The 21110-nt window shown below is 72.0% G+C and carries 11 protein-coding genes and 3 pseudogenes; 9 read left to right on the top strand and 5 right to left on the bottom strand.

Translation table 11 applies throughout. From position 1 onward, the window contains the following. Nucleotides 1-51 precede the first annotated feature (51 nt). The gene (locus AS857_RS05255; protein WP_160330178.1) at nt 52-2898 is read right to left on the bottom strand and encodes an AAA family ATPase; all 2847 of its coding nucleotides are present in this window, start codon (nt 2896-2898) and stop codon (nt 52-54) included. A 585-nt stretch (nt 2899-3483) separates the two neighbouring features. Here AS857_RS05255 and AS857_RS05260 point away from each other — a divergent pair. From AS857_RS05260 to AS857_RS41020, 8 genes and pseudogenes are all read left to right on the top strand, one after another. Next, on the top strand, nt 3484-4356 hold the full coding sequence (locus tag AS857_RS05260; protein ID WP_058041915.1) for an SDR family NAD(P)-dependent oxidoreductase: 873 nt from the start codon (nt 3484-3486) through the stop codon (nt 4354-4356). Then, nucleotides 4346-6016 (top strand): ABC transporter substrate-binding protein, encoded by a 1671-nt coding sequence (locus tag AS857_RS05265; RefSeq protein ID WP_058041916.1) that lies wholly within the window; start codon nt 4346-4348, stop codon nt 6014-6016. The genes AS857_RS05260 and AS857_RS05265 overlap by 11 nt, the downstream gene beginning before the upstream one ends. A 113-nt stretch (nt 6017-6129) precedes the next feature. Beyond that, entirely contained in the window at nt 6130-7053 is a 924-nt protein-coding gene (locus AS857_RS05270; RefSeq protein WP_058041917.1) for an ABC transporter permease, read from the top strand. Continuing rightward, nucleotides 7050-7907 (top strand): ABC transporter permease, encoded by an 858-nt coding sequence (locus AS857_RS05275; RefSeq protein WP_216823941.1) that lies wholly within the window; start codon nt 7050-7052, stop codon nt 7905-7907. Before AS857_RS05270 ends, AS857_RS05275 begins: the two co-directional genes overlap by 4 nt. Further along, nucleotides 7904-9742 carry a dipeptide ABC transporter ATP-binding protein gene (locus AS857_RS05280; RefSeq protein ID WP_058041918.1) on the top strand — a complete coding sequence of 613 codons (1839 nt, stop codon included), beginning with the start codon at nt 7904-7906 and terminating at the stop codon, nt 9740-9742. Before AS857_RS05275 ends, AS857_RS05280 begins: the two co-directional genes overlap by 4 nt. After that, nucleotides 9739-11658, top strand: coding sequence for an FAD/NAD(P)-binding protein (locus AS857_RS05285; protein WP_058041919.1), 1920 nt, complete (start codon nt 9739-9741; stop codon nt 11656-11658). The genes AS857_RS05280 and AS857_RS05285 overlap by 4 nt, the downstream gene beginning before the upstream one ends. 47 nt (nt 11659-11705) lie before the next feature. After that, on the top strand, nt 11706-12092 hold the full coding sequence (locus AS857_RS05290) for a VOC family protein (RefSeq protein ID WP_058041920.1): 387 nt from the start codon (nt 11706-11708) through the stop codon (nt 12090-12092). Nucleotides 12093-12432: 340 nt separating this feature from the next. Then, a pseudogene (locus AS857_RS41020) lies at nt 12433-13968 on the top strand (transposase); the annotation flags it as partial. A 75-nt stretch (nt 13969-14043) separates the two neighbouring features. Here the strand turns inward: AS857_RS41020 and AS857_RS42260 are convergent. Next, nucleotides 14044-14307, bottom strand: a pseudogene (locus AS857_RS42260) (terpene synthase family protein); the annotation flags it as partial. A gap of 145 nt (nt 14308-14452) precedes the next feature. Between AS857_RS42260 and AS857_RS39435 the strand changes: the two are divergent. Beyond that, a complete protein-coding gene (locus tag AS857_RS39435; protein ID WP_144440726.1) occupies nt 14453-14644 on the top strand; it encodes a hypothetical protein in 192 nt (63 codons plus the stop codon). 128 nt (nt 14645-14772) lie between these two features. Here AS857_RS39435 and AS857_RS05305 read toward each other — a convergent pair whose 3' ends face one another. The 3 genes and pseudogenes from AS857_RS05305 to AS857_RS05315 form a co-directional block, all read right to left on the bottom strand. Further along, nucleotides 14773-16584: an exonuclease/endonuclease/phosphatase family protein gene (locus AS857_RS05305; protein ID WP_245699586.1), complete on the bottom strand. Its 1812-nt coding sequence runs from the start codon at nt 16582-16584 to the stop codon at nt 14773-14775. A gap of 876 nt (nt 16585-17460) precedes the next feature. After that, nucleotides 17461-17613, bottom strand: a pseudogene (locus tag AS857_RS05310) (transposase); the annotation flags it as partial. Nucleotides 17614-17673: 60 nt separating this feature from the next. Continuing rightward, nucleotides 17674-21108, bottom strand: a complete 3435-nt coding sequence (locus tag AS857_RS05315) for a hypothetical protein (protein ID WP_063804159.1) — start codon at nt 21106-21108, stop codon at nt 17674-17676. Nucleotides 21109-21110: the final 2 nt, after the last annotated feature.

Consider the following 21110-nt stretch of genomic DNA (forward strand, 5'->3'; position numbering starts at 1 on the left):
GGGGGCGGGGGGCGGCACCCGCGCGGTGCCGCCCCCCGCCCCCGGCCGGGCTCAGCCGCTCCGGTCCCCGGCACGCACGAGGCCCGTGCGCACGGCGTGGTCGACGAGGTTCAGGGACGCCAGATCCGCCCGGCCCTTGACCTGCAGCTTCCGGTAGGCGCGGGTCAGGTGCTGCTCCACGGTGCTGATCGTGATGTACAGCTCCTCGGCGATCTCCCGGTTGGTCCGGCCCTCGGCCGCCAGGACCACGACCCGGCGTTCGGCCGCGCTCAGGGCGTGCTCGAACACTCCGCCCCCCTCCGACGGCCGCGGAGACGGCACGACCGGCATCCGGGCCCCCACCGGGCCAGCGCCGCCGGCCAGTTTGCGCAGCAGCGGTTCCAGCCGGCCCTCGACCGCGATGCCGAGCGCCCGCTGCACCGAGGTGCGGGCGTGCCCGCGCTCACCGAGCAGCTGCTGCGTGTCGGCCAGGTCGCTGAGGGCGTATGCCAGCTGCACGCGGTCGCCGCCGCCCTCCAGCGCGTCCAGCGAGCACAGCAGGGTGCTCTCGCGCTCGCGCAGGTCCTCCTGGGTGGCCGCCAGAGCGCGCAGCGCCATGCCCCGTACCCGCGGCTGACGGACCGCCGGCCGGGTCAGCTGCTCCTCCGCGAGCTCGCGGGCCCGGTCCACGTGCCCGAGCTTCAGCAGTGCCCGTACGGCGTCGGTGCGCCAGGGAACGAAGGCGGGCAGGTCGATGCCCCAGTCGCGCATCAGCCGCCCGCACGTGAGCAGGTCGTCCAGCGCGGGCTGCGGCCGGTTCGCATCCAGCTGCCGCCGTCCGCGGGCGTAGAGGTACTGGATGCCCGAGCGGGTCTCGAAGAAGCCGTCCGGCACGTCGGCCATCCGCAGCCCCGGGGCGTCGGCTTCGCCGAGCGAGGTGGCCACGTGCATCAGGTTGGCCACCACCGACCCGATGCACACGCCCCACGCCGGGCGCGGGATGAGGTTCAGGGCCGACCACCCGTAGCGGCGGGCGGTCGACAGGTCGCCGCGGCGCAGAGCGATCTCGGCCCGCGTGGACATGAGTAGCGCCTGCCAGGTGGGCGCCCGGCGGGCGAGGGCTTCGCGCAACCACGACTCGCACCACTGTTCGGCCAGATCGAGGCGGTCGGCGTAGACCAGGGCGAGCAGCGCCGACTGGATCGGGCACAGGGTGCCGTCGCCGAGAGGCGTGGTCTCCATCAGCCACTGCGCGGCCTTCGGGGTGCCCTCGTCGGGACCGTTGGTGAGCACCTCGCCCAGCAGGGCGGCTCCCTGCGCCGTCGGGTCGGCCACCACCATCGAGCGGGCCCCCTCCGGGAGCTGCTTCTCCGGGGCACGCGCGGCGGCCAGCAACCGCGGCTGCGCGGTGCTCAGCCACCTGCGGATGATGAACAGCTCGGCCGCGGTCCGGTCGTCGAGCCGGTCGGACGCATCGGTGAGTCGGTCCAGGATGAGTGCCGCCGCCTTTCGGTTCCCCTGCCACAGCAGCGGGCGCAGCAGGGCGATCATCTGGTCGTGGCGCATCCGGTCCACGCGCACCGCGCAGGTGACCATCCCCAGCTGCCGCATCGCCTCCGCCGGGTTGACGCGGAACTCGGCCTGGATGCGCAGGACGGCCACGTCAATGCGCTGTTCCTCGCTCTCGCAGGCGCTCTCCGCCAGCCGAAGGAACTGCGCGGCGGACTCGACGTCACCGCGGTGCAACTGCTCGCGTGCCGCCTCGATGAGGGTGGGCAGCGCCCACGGCCGGTCGGTGGACCGGGCCGCGACCAGGTGCAAGGCGATCCGTTGCGGTTCCGCGCCGACCTCGTGCAGCAGGCCGGCGGCCCGGCGGTGCAGCTCGGCGCGGTCGGTGGGGGGCAGTTCGTGGAGCACCAGCGACCGCGTGTCCCGGTGCCGGAAGTGCCCGGCCTCGAGGATGCCCGCCGCGTTCATCGCCCGGACGATGTTGCCGGTGCTCTCCGCGGTGTCGTGGAGCAGGTCGCCGAGCAGGTCGCACGACTCCGACTCCGCCAGCACCGCCAGAGACCGCGCGATGCTGAGGAACCACCTGCCGCCCCGGTGCAGGCAGGCCAGCGTGGCCCTGGCGAACTCGTCGCCGACCACCGGTTCGCCCAACTGGGTGAGGCCGGGCTCCGGTCCGGCCACGAGGCGGTCCTCCAGGAGCGCCTTGAGCAGGAACGGGCTGCCGCCCGCGACGCGGTGCCAGGACGCGGCCGCGGTGCGGTTGACCACCAGTCCGGTGCGGTCGGAGAGCAGCTCGGCCACGCCGTCGACGGACAGCGGGTCCGCGCGCAGGAGGCTGAAGCAGGGCTGCCGCAGCAGCTCCGTCACCAGCAGCGTCCGCTCCCGGTTGCTCGAACAGAGCGGGCGGTCGGTCTGGGTCACCACGACGGCCACCCGCGCTGACCGCAGCTGGGCGGCGAAGTAGAGCAACGACTCCAGTGAGGGCAGGTCGACGAAGTGCAGCTCGTCGACGGCGATCACCACGGGCACCTCCGTGGAGAGCTGTTGCACGCCCGCCCACAGCTGCTGGTTCGCCTGGTTCCGCAGGTACTCCGTGCCGGCCCTCTCCAGGGAGTCGGACAGCCGGGAAGCGCTGTCGTCCAGCAGCGCGCGCAGCCTGCGCTGTTCGGCCGAGCAGGGCAGGCCGCGGAAGAGCTGGTCCAGGACGCCGAAGGGCACGTCCATCTCCCGCTGGGTGGCCACCGCCTCCAGGACCATCCCGCCCTGGGCCTCCACCTGCTCGAGGAACGACTTCAGCAGTGCCGTCTTGCCCCCGCCGACCGGGCCCTTGATCAGTGAGATCCCGCTCCTTCCTGCTGCGCATTGCCGTAGCCGGTCGTTGAGCGCACTCAGCTGCGCTTCACGTTCCACCAGCACCTGGAACCCCCGTTCAGCCAAAGTCGTGAAGCGGGCGGCCCCGGAACGCCGTTGTTCTGGGAGCCCCAGCCCCGCGCGGAGATTCACGCGCATCCGGTGGTGCCCGAGTGGGCCAGGCACCGTATATCCGCTGAATGCGGGGGCTTGTAAAAACTACTCCGAGACGGTAGCAAGCGCGGCGTGAACGCGCCTGTAACTAAGGTCACAAGGGCACATGTTTCACGTTACACCGGCTGCATTGGGTCCCTTTTTGCGGATTCTGCCCGGGTGGTTTTTATATCGGTCGTCCGGTTTTTTGTTATGCCTTTACCGCCTGTAGGGCAGGTGTTGGTGGGCGGTTGCCGGGCGCCTTGCGGACCCGGGTGCCAGGCCCGTGGCCGTGGCCGGGTCCGGGCAACCCCAGTGGGACCCCTATTTTTTCCGGGCCAAGACGCATCCTTAACGGAATCGATCTGGGGTGGTCGCCTTCCGGGGCGCCTTGTTAGCGTCGGCCGTGCAAATTGTTTTCTTTTCATTGCGTAATCCGGTACGGCCCGGGCGTGCATTTCTGCACGACGTCAGATGAGGGTGGAAAAAGACATGAAGGACAAGGCTGGGCCGGCGTGCGGCGTCGTGCTGATGACCGGAACGTCGTCCGGGATCGGGCTGGCGTCCGCGGTCGCCGCCGCCGGGGCGGGGTTCACCGTCGTGGCGACGCTGCGCGACCCCGGGCGCGCCGACGCCCTGCGGACGGCCGCGAGCGAGGCGGGCGTCGAACTCGACGTCCGCCGCCTCGACATCACCGACGAGGCGTCCATCGCCGGAACGGTGGCGGAGGTGCTGGCGGCGTACGGCCGGCTGGACGCGGTGGTGAACAACGCGGGCGTGGGAAGCGTCGGCACCCTGGAACTGCTGTCGATGGAGCAGATCCGGGCCGCCTTCGAAGTCAACTTCTTCGGCACCATCGCGGTCACCCAGGCGGCCCTGCCCCACCTGAGGGCCAGCCGGGGCCGGCTGGTCACGGTCGGCAGCGCCTACGGGGTCGCCGGGCAGCCGTTCAACGAGCCCTACTGCGCCTCGAAGGGCGCGACGGAGGTGTACCTGGAGAGCCTGGCGCCCGTGGCCGCCGAGGTCGGAGTGAGGGTGTCCGTCATCGAGCCGGGCCCGGTGTCGTCGTCCTTCGTGGCCAACATCCCCGTCGACCGACCCGCGATGCTGGCCGGCGCCGGTGACTACGGGCCCGCCTTCCGCAACTACCTCCAGCACGTCCCCCGCATGATCGCCTCGGCGGTGCAGACCCCGCAGGAGGTCGCCGCGATCGTGCTGGACGTACTGACCGACCCGGCGCCGCCGTTCCGCGTGCAGACCTCGCCGTTCTCGGAGGACTTCGTGGCCGGCAAGCTCGCCGACACCGACGGTGCAGCGGTGGTGTCCACCGCGCGGACATGGCTCGGCGCCACGCATGCCGAATGACCGGAACGAGGGAGCCTGTCCCGTCCGCTCGCACAGGCTGCCCCGCATCGGCGCCGCCGTCGTGGCGGTTGCCGTGCTCGTCGCGGGCTGCGGTGCCGGCGGGCGGGCCGGTTCCGGTTCCGCCGCACCGGATGCCGGGGACACGCTGACCTTCGGCATCGACGCCGTGCCGGCCTGCTTCGACGTGCACGCCACCTCCGCCGACAGCGCGGCGGAGATCCAGCGCAACGTGCTGGACTCCCTGGTGTCCGAGGACGCCGGACACGGCTTCCACCCGTGGCTGGCCACGTCGTGGACGGTGTCGCCGGACTTCACCAGCTACACCTTCCACCTCCGGCACGGGGTGACGTTCACCGACGGCACTCCGTTCACCGCCGAAGCCGTGAAGGCCAACTTCGACCACATCGTCGCGCCCGGCACCAAGTCGCAGTACGCGGTGAACCTGATGGGTCCCTACGCGGGCACCACCGTCGTCGACAGCCACACCGCGCGGGTCGACTTCTCCCGGCCGTTCGGGTCGTTCCTGCGCGCGGCGGGCACGCCCTACCTCGGGTTCTACTCGCCGAAAGTGCTGGCCGAGCGCGCGGGCGAGCTGTGCGCGGGCGGGCCGGCGGACGTGGGGACCGGGCCGTTCGCCTTCACCCGCTACACCCAGGGCCAGAGCATCGTGCTGACCCGTAACCCCCGTTACGCCTGGGCGCCCGGCACGGCGGACCACCAGGGCCCGGCCCGCCTCCGCTCCGTGGTCCTGCGGATCCTCCCGGAGGACTCCACCCGGGTCGGGGCGCTGTCGAGTGGTCAGATCGACGGCGCCCGGAGCATCCCTCCGATCCGGGTCAAGACCCTGGAGGCGGACTCGAACCTGTCCCTGATGCGCAGGGACCAGCCCGGGGCGACCTACGGCATCCACCTGAACACGACCGCGGCGCCGCTCGACGACCAGCGGGTGCGCCTGGCCGTGCAGCAGGGCGTCAACGTCGGCCTCGACGTCGGAGCGGTCTACTTCGGCCAGTACGAGCGCTCCTGGGGCCCCTTGTCACCGGCCACCCCGTTCTACGACCCGTCCCTCAACGGCTCCTTGCGGCACGATCCCGTGGCTGCCGGGCGCCTGCTCGACCAGGCGGGCTGGACCGGGCGCGACGCCCAGGGCTACCGCACCCGCGCCGGGCGGCGGCTGACCCTGTACTGGCCCGCCCTGCCCGCAGGCGCCGGCCGCCAGCAGCGCGGTCTGCTGGACCAGGCCGTGCAGGCCGACCTGGCCCGCATCGGCATCGAGGTGCTGCACCCGAACCTGACCGCCGGCGAATACAACGCGAAGCTGGCCGCGGGCAAGTACCACCTGTTCAGCGTCAGCTGGGCCGGGGCCGACCCGGACCTGCTGCGGCTGTTCTTCAACGGAGCGCACCGGCCGCCCGCCGGCACCGACGTGTCGCTCCTCGACGACGCCGCCGTGAACCGCAGCACCGACGCCGGCGCCGCCACCGCGGACCCGGCGGTGCGCGGTGCCGCCTACGCCGGGGCCCAGCAGCGGGTGCTGCGCCTCGGCGCCGTGCTCCCGCTCTACGTTCCCGCGTCCATCAACGGCTTCTCCCGCGACGTGCACGGCGTCGCCTTCGACGTGAACGCGTGGCTGATGTTCCACGGGGCCTGGAAGGCATGATGGCAACGACACGTCAACCAGCACAGACCGCACCGGAACAGGCTGCACCGGCGCCGGCCCGGACCGCGCCGGCACGGGCCGGCGCGGCACGGGCAGGCGCTGCGGCACGGGCGGTGGGCAAGCGGCTGCTCGCGGCGGTCGCGGTAGTCTGGGGAGCGGCCACGCTGGGCTTCCTCGCCCTGCAGTCGCTGCCCGGCGACCCCGTGGACTGGTTGCTCGGGCCGAACACGATGGCGACGCCGGCGCTGCGTGAGCAAGTGCGCGCGGACTTCGGCTTCGACCGTCCCGTGCCGGTGCAGTACCTCGGCTACCTCAACGACCTCGCGCACGGCCGGCTGGGCGAGTCCTACCAGCTGCAGCAGCCCGTCGGCGAGCTGATCGGCAGCAGACTCTGGCCCACCGCAGAGCTGGCCGCGGCCGGTCTCCTGCTGGCCCTGCTGGCGGCCTCGCTGGCCGCGGTCGCCACCGCGGGCAGATCCCGGACCGTGCGGGGGGCGGTCTCCACCGCCGAGCTCGTCATCACCGCCGCACCGCAATTCTGGGTGGGCATCGTGCTGCTGAGCGTCTTCTCGTTCCAGCTGCGGATCTTCCCGGTGGCGGGCGCGCGGGATCTGTCCGCGCTGGTGCTGCCCGCGATCACCCTGGCCCTCTCGGTCACCGGGATCCTCTCCCAGGTGCTCCGGGAGGGTCTGGAGACGGCCCTGGCCGAGCCGTTCGCGGTGACCGCGCGGGCCAGGGGGCTCAGCCGGACCGCCGTCCTGCTGCGGCACGCCTACCGTCACGCCGCGGTGCCGCTGATGACACTGACCGGCTGGCTGGTCGGCTCGCTGCTCGGCGGAGTCGTACCGGTGGAGACGGTCTTCGGCAGGCCCGGCATCGGAGCCCTGGTCCTGCAGGCCGTCACCACCCGCGACCTCCCCGTGATCATGGGCGTGATCGTGCTGTCCAGCGGGGTGTTCGTGGTGACCTCGGCCCTGGTGGACCTGCTGCACCTCGCCGTCGACCCCCGCGTCCGCGTCAAGGAGGCCGCCGCGTGAGTACCTTGGACACCACCCCGGTGGGTGCCGCGCCCGCGAGAAGGACGATCCGGCACCCCGCGAAGGCCGCCGTCGCCCTGTTGCCGGCCCTGATCGTCCTGGTGGCGATCGACCCCGGACTGTTCACCGGCACCGGCGCGAACGCGACGGACCTGGCGCACGTGCTGCGCCCGCCGAGCACCGCGCACTGGTTCGGCACCGACCAGCTGGGGCGCGACGTCTTCACCCGGGTGCTGTACGGCACCCGGCCCGCACTGGTGCTCGGGGTGCTGGCCACCGGCCTGGCGGTCGTCTGCGGCGCCGCGCTCGGACTGCTGGCCGGGCTCGGCGGCCGCCTCCTCGACCAGGTCCTGATGCGCGTGACCGACGTGCTGCTGGCCCTCCCCTCGCTGCTGCTGGCACTGCTGGTCATCGCGGTCCTCGGGCCGGGCACGGTGAACGTGGCGGTCGCCGTGGCGATCCCGTTCGTCCCGCTCTACGCCCGGCTGGTCCGCGCCGAGGTGCTGGTGGTGCGCCGCTCGGGATACGTGGAGGCGGCCACCGCCCTCGGTCTGCGGCGGTCTGCCGTGATCGGCAGGCACATCGTGCCCAACGTGGTGAGCCCGCTGATCGTCTTCGCCATGGTGGGGTTCGGCACCTCGCTGCTGTACTCGTCCGCCCTGAGCTTCTTCGGCCTCGGGGTGCAGCCGCCCACCGCCGACTGGGGCGCGATGCTCTCCGACGGCAAGGACGTGCTCGCCGTCGCCTGGTGGGTCGACGTCTTCCCCGGGGCGGCCGTGACCCTGACCGTGATCGCCGTGAACGTCGCCGGCCGCCGCCTGCGGTCGCGCTTCACCGGGAGGAATGACCTGTGAACCCCGCCAGCCCACCGCACCTGGTCGTGGACGGCCTCGAGGTGGTGTTCGGCAAAGGTGCCGAACGCGTGCACGCCGTGCGCGGCGTCTCCTTCGACATCGGGCCGGGGGAGTGCCTCGCGCTCATCGGCGAGTCCGGATCCGGCAAGAGCGCCACCGCCCGCACGCTCGTCGGCCTGACCGGCGCCCGGGCCCGCGTCAGCGCCCGGCGGCTGGCCTTCCGCGATCTGGACCTGCTCGGACTCGACGAGTCGCGGTGGCGGACGGTACGCGGACGGCGCATCTCGCTGGTCCTGCAGGACGCCATGGCCGCCCTGGACCCGCTGCGCCGGGTCGGCGCGGAGGTCGCCGAGGCCGTACGCACCCACGACGACGTCCGGCGCCCCGCGGCACGGGCCCGGGTGCTCTCGCTGCTGGAGGACGTCGGTGTGCCGGAACCCGCCCGCCGCGCCCGACAGTACCCGCACGAGCTGTCCGGGGGCCTGCGGCAGCGGGCACTGATCGCGTCGGCCGTCGCCGGGCGTCCGGAACTGCTGGTCGCGGACGAGCCGACGACGGCACTGGACGCCACTGTCGCTGCCCAGGTCCTCGACCTCCTGGGTACCTTGCGGGCCTCCGGCATGGCGATCCTGCTCATCAGCCACGACCTGACCGTGGTGACCCGGGCCGCCGACCGCGTGGCCGTGATGCACGGCGGGCGGATCGTCGAGCGCGGGCCGACCGGGCAGGTCCTGCGCCACCCGCGGCACCCTTACACCCGGGCGCTGCTCGCGGCGGCTCCGACCGGAGAGAGCCGGGGCACCCGGTTGTCGGCAGCGGCCCCCGCCGGGCACACCCCCGAACCGGCCGGCTGCTCCTTCGCGGCCGGCTGCCCGGCCGCCGACGCGCGCTGCGCCCGCGAGCTGCCCGGGACGGCCGAAGCCGGCCCCGGACACGAGTTCGTGTGCTGGCACCCGCTGCCCCGGGTGACGGCCCCGCCCGTCCGGACGGTCACGGCGGCCCCGCCGACGGGCCGGGTCCTCGTCGAGGCCGATCGCCTCACCAAGCGGTTCCGTTCCTCCGACGGGGACCTGCACGACGCCGTCCGCGAGGTCTCCTTCCAACTGCGCGCCGGCGAAGTGCTGGGGGTCGTCGGCGAGTCCGGATCCGGCAAGACCACCACCGCGCGCATGGTGCTGGGCCTGGAGGAGCCGGACGGGGGATCGGTCCGCTTCGACGGGCAGCCCTGGAGCGGCATCCCCGAACGCCGCAGGCGGCAGCAGCGCCGGCGGATCCAGCAGATCCACCAGGACGCGCTGGGCTCGTTCGACCCCCGGCTCACCGTCGAGCGCCTGATCGGCCAGGCGGTGCCCCTGAAAGGTGCCGCGCGCCGCGCCCGGGTCGTGCAGCTGCTCGACCAGGTCGGCCTGCCGGCCGGCGTGCTGGGCAGACGGCCGCGGGAGCTCTCCGGCGGGCAGCGCCAGCGCGTCGACATCGCCCGGGCGCTCGCACCTGCCCCGGAGGTCATCGTGTGCGACGAGCCGGTGTCCGCGCTCGATGTGACGGTACAGGGGCAGATCCTCGATCTGCTGACCTCGCTGCAGCACGACCTCGGCGTCGCCATGCTGTTTATTTCCCACGACCTCGGCGTCATCCACCACATCAGCGACCGGATGCTGGTCATGCGCGGTGGCCGGGTGGTGGAGGCGGGGGCGGCGACCGAGGTGTTCGCCCGCCCGCGCGACCCGTACACCAAGGAACTGCTCTCCGCGACCGGGCGCCGTAGCGGCGACCCGCCCTCCGCGCCCGGCGCGCGAACGGTTCCGCCGACCAGCCCACGAGTGGAGTCCGCATGACACCGCTGCGCCCGGCCGTCCTCGCCGTCGTCGGCGCCGGCCCCAAGGGAATCGGGGTGCTCGAACGCGTCTGCGCGAGCGCTCCGGAACTGCTCGGCGACCGCCGCCTCGTCGTACACCTCGTCGACCCCCACCCACCGGGCGGGGGCCGGGTCTGGCGCGACGACCAGTCGTCCCTGCTGCTCATGAACTCCAGAGCACAGGACGTCACCATGTTCACCGACGACACCGTGCAGTGCGAGGGGCCCACGCGGCCGGGCCCGTCGCTGGCGGAGTGGGTCGCACAGGTGCGGGCGGGAGAGCTGGACGCCGACGTCCCGCCCGACCTGGCGGAGGAGGTGCGCACGGGCACTCCCACGACCTTCCACACACGGCGCCTGCAGGGCGCGTACCTGCGCTGGTGCTTCCGGCGGGTGCTGGACACCCGCCCCGCCACGGTCGAGGTGCGCGTGCACGTCACCCAAGCCCTCGACCTTACCGAGGGGGACGGTGGCGAGCAGATGCTCGTGCTGCGGGACGAGCCGGAACCGCTGCGGGCCGATGCCGTCGTGCTCACCGTGGGGCACCTGGACGCCGAGCCCGGCGCATCCGGGCGCAAAACCGCGGAGTTCGCCCGCCGCCACGGCGGCAAGTACTACCCGCCCGCGTACACCGCCGACGTCGACCTCTCGGACATAGCCCCCGGCGAGACCGTCCTGGTACGGGGCTTCGGCCTGGCGTTCATGGACCTGCTGGCGCTGCTCACCGAGGGCCGTGGCGGCCGGTTCGACAGCGCGAACGATGGCACCCTGACCTACCGTCCGTCCGGCGCCGAACCGATGCTGCACGTCGGCTCCCGCCGTGGCGTGCCCTACCGGCCGAAGGCCGGGTACGCGCTGCAGGGCGAACCCGCCCAGTTGCCCCGGTTCTTCACCCCCGAGAACATCGACCGGCTCGCGCGGCGGCCCGCCCCCGTACGGTTCTGGCCCGATCTGTGGCCGATGGTGGCCAAGGAGATCGGCTGGGGGTACTACACCGAGCTGTTCACCGGCCACCCGGAACGGGTACGGATGCCGTTCGAGGAGTTCGCCGAGCGCTACGCCGGGCCGTCCTGGGCGAGCGGTGAGATGACCGCCCTGCTGGAGGAGGCCGTGCCCGAGGCGCGCGACCGGCTTGACCTCGACCGGCTGGACCGCCCGCTCACCGGGCTCCGTGCCGCCGGCGGGCCGGCCGGACAGGTGCGCGCCCACGTCGAGGCGGTGCTGGCCCGGTGCGCCGACCCGCAGTACAGCGCCGACCTCGGCGCCCTCACGGCGATGCTGTCGGTCTTCCGGCACATGTCGCTGGCCGCGGCCACCGGCAAGCTGGACGCCGCCTCCCAGGTCGAGGACGTCGACGGCTGGTGGTTCAGCTTCTTCAGCCATCTCGGCAGCGGCCCGCCCGCCCCGCGGCTGCGCGAGCTGCTCGCCCTGGAGCGTGCGGGGATCGTGTCGTTCGTCGGACCCGACATGCGGGTGGAGCCCGACGAGCGGGGCGGCCGCTTCCTCGGCGGCAGCCCGCTCGCGTCCGGAACGGTCGTGGCGGACACCCTCGTCGACGCCTGGCTGCCCGGACCGGACATCCAGCACACCACCAACCCCCTGGTGCGCGCCCTGCACCGCCGGGGCCGACTCGGCATGGAGGTGCTCACCGGCGGTGGCACGGTGCCGACCGGCCGCATCCACACCTCCGGCATCGGCGGCCGGGTCATCGACGGCGCCGGCGAGACTGATCCGCGGCTGTTCGCGCTGGGGCCGCACACCACCCTGCGCATCGCAGGTGCCTTCAGCAGGCCCCGCACGAACGCCTTGGGCTTCCGCGAGACCGACCTCGTGGCCCGGCAGGCCCTCGCGGTGCTGCGAGACGCACCCGTGACGGACGCCGTAGCGGCCTCCTGAATCCCCGAAGACGTCAGAAGAACGTTCTTGACCCGAAAGGCAGACCCGTGATCCTCAAAACCTACTCCCGTGTACTCACCCCCAACATGGACGCCGCCTTGGCGGTCCTCGGCGAACTGGTCGGTGCCGAGCCTGACCTGCGGGTGCGGTTCCGCCGCTTCGACATCGCCTTCACCGGCGGCTTCTGCGTGTTGTCCGGGCCCCAGGAGGCGATGGACCGCTACCGCGGCACGGTCGGCCCGGTGATCGTCGACGACCTCGACGAGACCCGGGAGACGGTGCTGCGCCACGGCGCCGAGCTGACGATGCCGCCCTTCGAGGGCCCCGCCGGAATGGTCTTCCTGGCCCGCCACCCGGGCGGCGTCGAGTACGAATACCTTCAGTTCACGCCCGAACTGGGCAAGGCCGTTCTCGGAGAGGAGCACACCCCCTGACACGTCAGAGCCGGGGCCTGCGACGCCGACCAGGAACGAGCCGGTGCTGCACCACTGCCCTCTGCTCGCGTCTTCGACGCGTCCGCAGTTGAAGTGGGCCTGTAGGTCGTAGCAGTGCGGGGGGACCGGCGTGTGGCCCTTGCTCACCCTTTGCTGACCTGTTGGCTCTGGTCAGCCGCGGTGGAGCTAGTGGTTGATCTTGGCGTGCTCTGGCGGACTCTGGAGGTCGGTGGCGGTGCTGATGCTGACTTTCCTGATGTATCGTCAGCTAAATCGTTAAGCGGCTGCCCGCGCTGGCCCGGCGGCGGGTGAAGGACAAGCCGCTGCTGCCGCGCGAGGTCGACGACAAGCTGGTGCCGCCTCGCCCTCGCACCGCTGGTCCGACCCGAGGGCCCGGCTCCTGGACGGGGCGGCGTGGGACGCGGTGCGCGAGGACGTGCTGGCCGGGCTGAGCCTGGACATGCCCGTGCAGGAGCACCTGGAGGAGCTGGTGCGGGCCCTGGACGCGGGCTGGAAACAGATGGTCGAGCGTCTGGAGTCGGCGGGCAAGGACGCGAGGGTGTCCCTCGACGTCCTGCCGAACGGCCGGGTGAAGCTGAACGTGGAGAAACTGGGCGAACTCGGTGAGCCCAAGTCGCTGGCCTGGCTGCGCGAGTGAGTCGAGAAGATGCTCCCGAAGATCGACCTGCCGGACCTGCTGTTCGAGGTCCACTTCTGGACTGAGTTCCTCGACGCCTTCGTTCACCTGGGGGACGGCACCACCCGGATGAAGGACCTCACCACCTCGGTCGTCGCGCTGCTGGTGAGCGAGGCGTGCAACATCGGCATGACCCCGGTCACCAACCCCGGCTACGAGGCCCTTATCCGTGCCCGCCTGGTCCACGTCGACCAGTTCTACCTGCGCGCGGACACCATCGCCGCGGCGAACGCGATGCTGATCAAGGCCCAGTCCGAGGTGGCGATCGTCGCGTGCTGGGGGATGGGCTGCTGGCCTCGGTCGACGGGCTGCGGTTCGTGGTCCCGGTGCGGACCATCAGCTCCGCGCCGTCGCCGAAGTATTTCGGGTTCAAGCGCGGCATCACCTGGCTCAACGCCGTCAACGACCAGGTCGCCGGGATCGGGCAGATGGGCGTGCCGGGCACGCCGCGCGCGACTCCCTGCACATCCTGGACGCGCTGCTGAATCTGGACGGCGGGGTGAAGCCGGAGATGGTGGCCACCGACAACGCCTCCTACTCCGACATTGTGTTCGGGATCTTCCGCATCCTGGGCTACAACCTCAGCCCCCGCTTCAAGGACCTGGACGACCAGCGGTTCTGGCGGGCGACGATGCCCGGAGTGGAGACGGGGACGTACGGGGTGCTGGAGCCGCTCGCGCGGAACCGGGTGAACCCTGAAGAAGATCGCCACGTGGTGGCCGGACATGCTCCGGGTCGCGGGCTCCCTGGTCACCAACCAGGGCCGCGCCTACGACCTGCTGCGGATGTTCGGCCGCGAGGGCCACCCCACCCCGCTAGGACAGGCGTTCGCCGAGTACGGGCGGATCGCCAAGACCGAGCACCTGCTGCGGATGGTGGACCCGGTCGATGACACCTACCGGCGGCAGATGAACCGGCAGCTCACCGTGCAGGAGTCGCGGCACAAGCTGGCCCGGGAGGTGTGCCACGGCAAGCGCGGCGCCATCCACCAAGCGTACAGGGACGGGATGGAGGACCAGCTCGGCTCGCTCGGCCTGGTCTTGAACGCCGTGGTGCTCTGGACGACCCGGTACATCGACGCCGCCGTCACTCAGCTCCGCGCGGAGGGCCACGAGACCCCAGGTGAGGACATCGCCCGCCTCCCCCCTCAAGCACCGCAACCTCAACGTCCTGGGCCGCTAGGTGGGCGCAGCCGGTGAGCACGTCGTTGACCTGGTCCACGGCCTCTTGGAGCGTGAGCTCCTGGTGGTGCTGGGCGAGGAGGATCGCGTTGTGGAAGCCTCCCGCCCCTTGGTCCCGTTCCAGGGGCCACATGTCGTTGCACAGTCCGACGTACTCGCTGGCGGCGTCACGCAGGTCGCGGAAGCTGGACAGGCGGTGCACGGTTCCGGGCAGGTCGATGCCGACGGAGACTTCGACCAGGTCGAGCCACGTGTATGCGGCGATGGTGACGGCGCGCTGGCGGCGGTAGGCGGGGAGGGGGGATGCGGTGGGCGAGCTGGTCGATGAGTCCCCCATAGAACGACCACAGATAGTTTCCGATATCGTTTCGCAGCCGACGCGACCACGCTGCGGACCGGCCGGAGGTCAGGTGCTCCATGGTCTGGGCGAAGGCCCGTGCGGACGCGGTATCCGGTTTTTCCCCTCGTTCTTGACGGGGTGAGTGAGTGAGGAGCGGGAGGCCCGTCGCACGGTGGCCTACCGGGTCTCCGCCTACGACGGCCTGCCTCTGGCCGTACGGGGTCCGGCGGCCGCAGCCCTGGAAGCGGTCGACCAGGGCCTGGATGCCGCACGTGCCCAGGCCGCGACGAAGACCCTGTCCCTCACCGTCTACGACCACCGCAGCGGCCACTGACCCCTCCCGGGGCCCGGCAGGCGAGGGTGTCGGGCAATGCGGAACCGCAGGCGGCCGGGCCCGTAGGGGAACCGGCCCGCCTGGGCCGGCCGTACGTCGGCCCGGGCGGGCCGGTGGGGTTCACGAGTTCAGGGGTTCACTACCCTCCAGCGCTCGGCCGGGATGTCGTTGCACGTGGCGATGCGGACGTTGCCCCTGTCGGCGTCAGGGCCCAGCAGGCACAGGTGGTTGGCTTCGTTGCGATAGCGGACGGTGCCGTCCGCGTAGTTCTCGGCCTGCCAGCGCTGGCCAGCCCCGTCGACGCCGCGCGATTCGTCACACGTCCGCAGTACGGCATCCGTCAGCGAGGTGGCATGCTCATCGCGAGCGCCCAGGCACTGGTTGGTGCCGTCCAGGCTCTTGAAGCGCACGAGGTTGTCGTACGGGCTGATCTGCTCGATGTTCCAGCCGTAGTCGATGCGCTCCTGCCGCAGCCAGTAGATCCACCACCACTTGGACGGCGTGGGTGCGGTGTAGGTGCCGGTCCCGGACACGTTGCCCCTGCGGCGAAGTCGGCTGTGGTCGAGCCAGGCGGATTCCAGGCGCACGTTGCCGGCGGCCGTCGGCCAGTTCTTGGGCAGCTCGGCGGCGCTGTCCCACCAGAGCTGGCCGGCGTCATCGGCGCACGGCGTAGCGGTCACCTGTTTGTTGGACGGGGTCAGGCAGAGCTCGGGGACGGCTACGTTCCGCCACCGCTGCGGTCCGCCGTTGTCCTCGTTCCACCACACGTCTTCGTCCGGGTCGGTGAGCGTCCACCGCGCCCGCGGGTCGTCGCACGGTCCAGCGACGATCCGGGAGTCCACGTCCCTGTGGGCGTCCAGTGCGACAGAGGGGCAGTTCCCGCTGGCGCCTCGGAGGAAGCGGGTGTACGCGCCGCTGGTGTACATGTTCCAGAGTTGGTTGTTGCCGTGGCCGGGAGCACCGAGCCCGTACGTGCCGTCCGCGTTCTCCTGCATCACGGCACCGGTCGGTGTGGACAGCTCCATGGAGAAGGCGTGTGACGGGACGGCCGGCTGGGGCAGCGGTGGCGTCCGGCCGAAGAGCACCGCCGAGTGGTCGGCTCCGGCGCCATCGGGGCGGGTCGCGGTGAAGCCGCCGGGCAGGCCGTGGGTGACCGCGTAGTCCAGCTCACTCAGCCTGGTGCCGTTGATGTACGTCGGTTCATTGGTGCGCAGCAGGGCTTCGTCGGAGCGCAGGTGCAGCGACTGGTCGCGGGCCTCGGCGTCGCTGCGGTTGAGGATGTCCAGGTTGTAGTCGCCGACCAGGGCCCAGTTGGGGTGGGCAGTGTCCGTGGCGGCGAAGTCGCGGACCTGGCGAAGCAGTCCTTGGACGTCGCCGCCGCGTGCGTGGGTGTTCCAGTACCAGGTGTTCCCGAACCGCAGGCCGAGCAGTGGACGTGACCGGTAGGCGTCGTTCGGGGCGGACGGGTCCGGGTCGTAGGCCGGGTTCTCCAGCACCCGGACCTCGTCGGCCGGGGTGTCGCTGACGGTCGCCAGGTTCGTCCGGCCGCCTATCCAGACGTCCTGGCCGGTAAGCCTGACCCTGCGGGCGTCGGTCTGCAGGAAGTACACATAGCGGTAGACGTCCCGGCCGGCCCGCCAGCGCGTGTACGTGACGGTACTGGGCTGGTTGTGGGAGCGGGGCCCGATGTCGATCGTGCGGCGGTCGCCGGCGTCCCGGGTCGCCGGCGAGGGCGGCCCGGAGCCGGCCTCCTGCAGGGCCACCAGCGGGTTCCGTCTGGCCATTGGCGCCACTTCCGAGGTCCACCGAGCGCCGTTGTTGGTGCCGTCCATGTTGTACGAGGCGAACGCCGAACTGCCGTCCCCGTTCACGGCCTGCGCCGGCGCAGCGGTCAACGGAACGGCCAGCAGGGCCGCCACCGCGCTCAGGACGGTGGTCATGACGGTGATCCACCGTCGTGACCACCGTCGCATCATCGTGGTCCGCGAAGCCCCCGGGATCCGCGGACGTTTGTCTCTGCTCAATGGTCAAGCCTCTTCGCGTCGTTCGGCTCCCGCACCGGGCGGCGCGGGAGGCTACCGAGGCCGCCGCCTCCCCTTCGCGGCAGCGTGCTGTCGAGCGGGTGATGCACGGATGTCGAACGAGCGGTCGCCGGCCCCGTCGGTCAAAGGAGACCGCAGATCGAATCACGCGGGTCAGGGCCCCATCGATATCCAGCCCCTGACCCGCACCCCGCATCCCGCGCCGGTCGTCGGACGGCTGGCCAGTGCCAATGGAACGGCGCAGTTCGCACGTGCACCCGGCTTGACAGCCCGGCACCACGGCCCCGGATCATCCCGGGAAGCCGCCCCGGCCTGGCGATACACCGCGTCGGGCCGAACTCCAAAAAGTGGAACCGACGTTGTCCTATTCGGGTCCAGTGGAGAGAAGAGGGAAAGGGGACCAGTGGGACGGCTACTTTCTGCGGTACGAGGGTGGGTGTTGCACGGCCGGGCGCGGCACGCAGCCGACCAGCAGGACGCCCACGGAGCGGGGAGCGCTTCGCGCGGTACGGGGTGCGCGCCGCTGGAGGTCGGCCTTGGGGCTTAGCGTTAACCGCTGTACCGCTGTACCGCTGTACCGCTGTACCCCAAGGCCGGAGGCTGTGCAGGGCCGCGTTGGCGGCTGCCTTTCGTACTTGTCCGACGCGGCGACCACCTCCTCCTCGAGTTCCTGCAGGCGGTGCTTGACCTTGGCTGGTCGGGCTTTGGATATGCAGGTGGTGTAGACGGTGCGGGCGTCGAGATCCGGCTGGGGCACAGGCCACATCAGGACACTCCGTCGATCGCGTAGCGGCGGAAGCGGGTGTAGACCGTCCGCCAGGGCCCGTAGCGTTCCGGCAGGTCACGCCACGAGATGCCAGTACGGATCTTGTAGACCATCCCGTTGATGACCTGACGGCCTGCCACCCCTGGGCCGCCCGGTGACAGCCTGCGGTATCAGCGGAGCCAGCAACCCTCACTCCCGGTCGGTGAGTTCATGACGGCGCATCACCCCACCGTGATCCACGGCCTGGTGATCTTTGAACGCGGACCATAGCCTTCCGTCGGCACGAGGCCCGCCAGGAGAGACAGGTGCTCCGGCACCACACCGGCGATCTCCTCAGGCACCTGCTCCCACGGGCCCCGACGCAGCGCCTCGACCAGCACGAGGCGCCCCTGTGGGCAGGGGCCGAGCGACTGGGCGATCGCTGCGAGCGCCTTGCCGCAGTGCTCGGGCGCGGTGAGGGTATCGGCCAGGGCGCGGGCCGCCGTGCGGGCACCCACCTGGCAGAGCGCCTTGACGACGGCCGGCGTGGCCGCCTCGCGCAGGACAGCGGTGCTGATCTCCTCCAGCAGCGCGGCGGCACGGGCGACGTCCCCCGTGGCTGCGGCGCCCGCCGCGAGATAGCCGAGGCCGCGCTCGTCTTCTTGCCTGTCGATGATCCGCTCTGCTGCGGCCAGATCACCAGCGTCCACGAGCTCCTTCACGACGCTGGTGAGGAACTCGTCGACCGCGTCCTCCGGCAGGTCATCCTCCAGCCCGAGCGCCGCGTCGATATCGCCCGCCGCGAGGAGCGCACGGGCGGCAGCGTACGTGTCCCAGCGCCGGCGGGAAGGGCTGTCGGCGGTGCCTGCCAGGTCCAGGATCTCCCGAGCCAGCCCTGCCGCTCCGTCCGGTTTATCGACGCGGCCGAATGCCTTGGCCACCTGTTCCAAGCCTTCTGAGCGCTCCCCAGGATCTGCCAGGGTCCGGCTCTCGTGGATTACGCGGCGCAGGAGTTCGTCCCCCTCCACGGGGCGACCCGTGTGGTGCAGGCCCTCGGCCACCTCCGCGAGCTCGAGGACGCGTGCGTATCCGGCGGACGCGTCGGCGGCCTGCTCGGCGCGGTGGATGAGGCGAGCCGCTTCGACCCGCTGCCCGGAACGGCCAGCCGCGACGGCCAGCTTGACGAGGGTGCGCACCCCGGGCCCTCGCCCCCTCCGCGCCACGTTCGTCGCCCGCTTGACCACGGCGTGGGCGGCTTCCTCCTGGCCCGCCCGCAGCAGGAAGTCGGCGGTGTCGGCCGACAGCGTCACTCGCCAGTGGAGGTAGGGCACCTCGTCGGTGGCATCGCAGGCTTGCCGGGCCAGGCCCAGCGTCCGCGCCGGGTCACGGGACCCCGCCGTCATCCTGCCGGCGGCGTTGAGGACGCGCGCCCGGTAGATGGGTTCCTTGATCCGCTCGGCGAGCTTCAGGGCCCGGTCGAGGTCACCGGCTTCCGCGGCCGCGATGCCGATCTCGACCAGGCCGTCCTCCGGATCGTTCAGGAAACGGCTGACCAAGTCGATCGCCTGCTGGTGGTGCCCGGTCGCCTCCAGGCCCGCGGCGACGTGGGGGTAGAGCCAGTCCACGTCGTCGGGGTCGTCGATGTCCGCCGCCAGCCGGGCCGACGTCACGGCGAACTCGGCGGCCTGCGCGGCGAGTCCCGGCGCCGTGGACATCCCCCGGGCGAACAGGGCAAGGTACTGCGCACGCCGGACCACGTCACGGGAATCGGCCGAACGGGACACGACACGCTCCGCCAGCGCCAGGGCCCGGCGATGCTCGCCGAGCCGGGAGAGCGCGGCGGCCAGCGAGGCGCCCAGGGTGCTCCGGGAGACGGTGTTGGGCACCGCCATGACCGTGTCGACGGCTTCCATGGCCCAAGAGACCGCATCGGCGCCCCGGGCCCCGGCCTCCTGCTTCGCTGCCGCGGCGTTCCTCCCCACCTCGGCCAGGGCCCCCACGGCGGCGACGATAGCTTCCGCCCTGCGCTCCGGGTTGCTGATGCGGCGGGCTCGGCGCAGGGCCTCGGCGGGCCGGCCGGAGTCCGCCAGGCCCTTGGCGATCGCCGCCAGGAAGCGGTCCCGATCTTCGGTGCTGTCCGCTCCGTCGAGCAAAGCGGCCGCCTGATCTGGGCGCGCGACGGCCAGGGCACCGGCGATGGCGCTCAAGGCGGCCACCCGGTTCCACGCGTCGCGCTGCGACTCGGCCAGATGAACGGCGCGCGCCGGGTGCCCGCACCGGGCCCACAGGGCGATCAGATCGGAGGAGAGAAGCGCCACTCGATCGTGCAGCCCGTCCCGCGCGGCGGCGAGCCGCAGGGCCACAGACACGTCCTGATCGCCGCGGCGCCCGCCGTCCGTCAACACAAGGTCGAACACGGCCGACACCGCGCTGAGCGCCTCCAGGTCCGCCCCGGACGCCCGCCACAGCCGCTCCTGCCGCCGGGTATCGCAGGCCAGCGCCACCAGCCTGGAAACGTCCCCCTGCTCGCGCAGCAACTGGGTGTAGCCGCGCAACAGGTACTCGGGGGTCCCCTCCGGCCACCCGGCGCGCCGGTAGGAGTCCGCCCACCGGTGCAGACGATTGCGGTGGGCCGCCAGCTCCTGGTCCGTGACCAGTTCCGCCGCGCCGCGCCGGATCTCCTCGTGCGCGAGGAGAAAGACGGGCGGACCCGCGGACGTCCAGTGCCCGGAGCGGCGACGGAAGCTGCGGCCGTTCACCGCGGACAGCTCGCGCTCGACCAGCCGCGCCGGGCTCCCGGTCAGCTCCGCGAAGTCGGGTGCGCTCAGCCCGCCTCCGGCCGCGACGGTCAGAGCGGCCAGGTCCCAGCCCAGCCCGCCGCCGTCTCGCAGTCTCAGCAGATCCCGCTCCGCGTCCCAGCGTGCCGCGCGGGCGTGCGGGGACGGGTCCAGCCGGTGGTCGATCCGCGTGGTCCGCAGGGGATGGTCCGCGGGCACGTCCCCCGGTACCGGCGGATGCGGACGGCCAGCGACGACGATCCGCATGCCGTGCGGGGGAACGCGGGGCAACAGCGCCGCGATGCTGTGGCCGTCGGCACCGGCGGTCACGCCGCGGTCCTCGTCCAGCCCGTCCACCACGAGCACGAGCCGCCGGCCGCGCGCCGCACACCCCTGTGCGGCGCGGTGCAGCGCGAGCAGCATCTGCTCGTCGCGCGTGGCGGGGGTGCTCAGCGGCTCCTCCTCGCCCAGCAAGGCGTACACCTGCCGCTGGACGACCTCGCAGAACGCCGCGGCGTCGTTCTGCGCGGCCATGCGGGAAGTGATGAAGAACGACACGACATCGACGCCGGGCGGAGGATGCAGGACGAAGTGCGCCAGCAGGGCTGACTTCCCCACCCACGCCGGAGCCACCCAGCGCCAGTACCCGGCACCGGGACGGTCTGCGGGGACACCGTGCGCGCAGAAGGCGGCCAGCTGGGCGAGTTCGCTCTCACGCCCCTGGAAGTCGGCGGCGGCAAGAGCCTGTTCCACCTGCAGGAGATAGCCGGAGACGGCGGCGCGCCCCGCGAACACCTGCACGGAGCTGTCAATCATCACGCCGCTGTTGGCGAAGGCCCCGGCTCCCTCGGCGGAGGATCCGCCCGACTTGCGCACCGCGGCGCGGCTGCGGAAGAACATCG

It is taken from the genome of Streptomyces roseifaciens (genome assembly GCF_001445655.1).
GTDB classification, from domain to species: Bacteria; Actinomycetota; Actinomycetes; order Streptomycetales; family Streptomycetaceae; genus Streptomyces; species Streptomyces aureoversilis.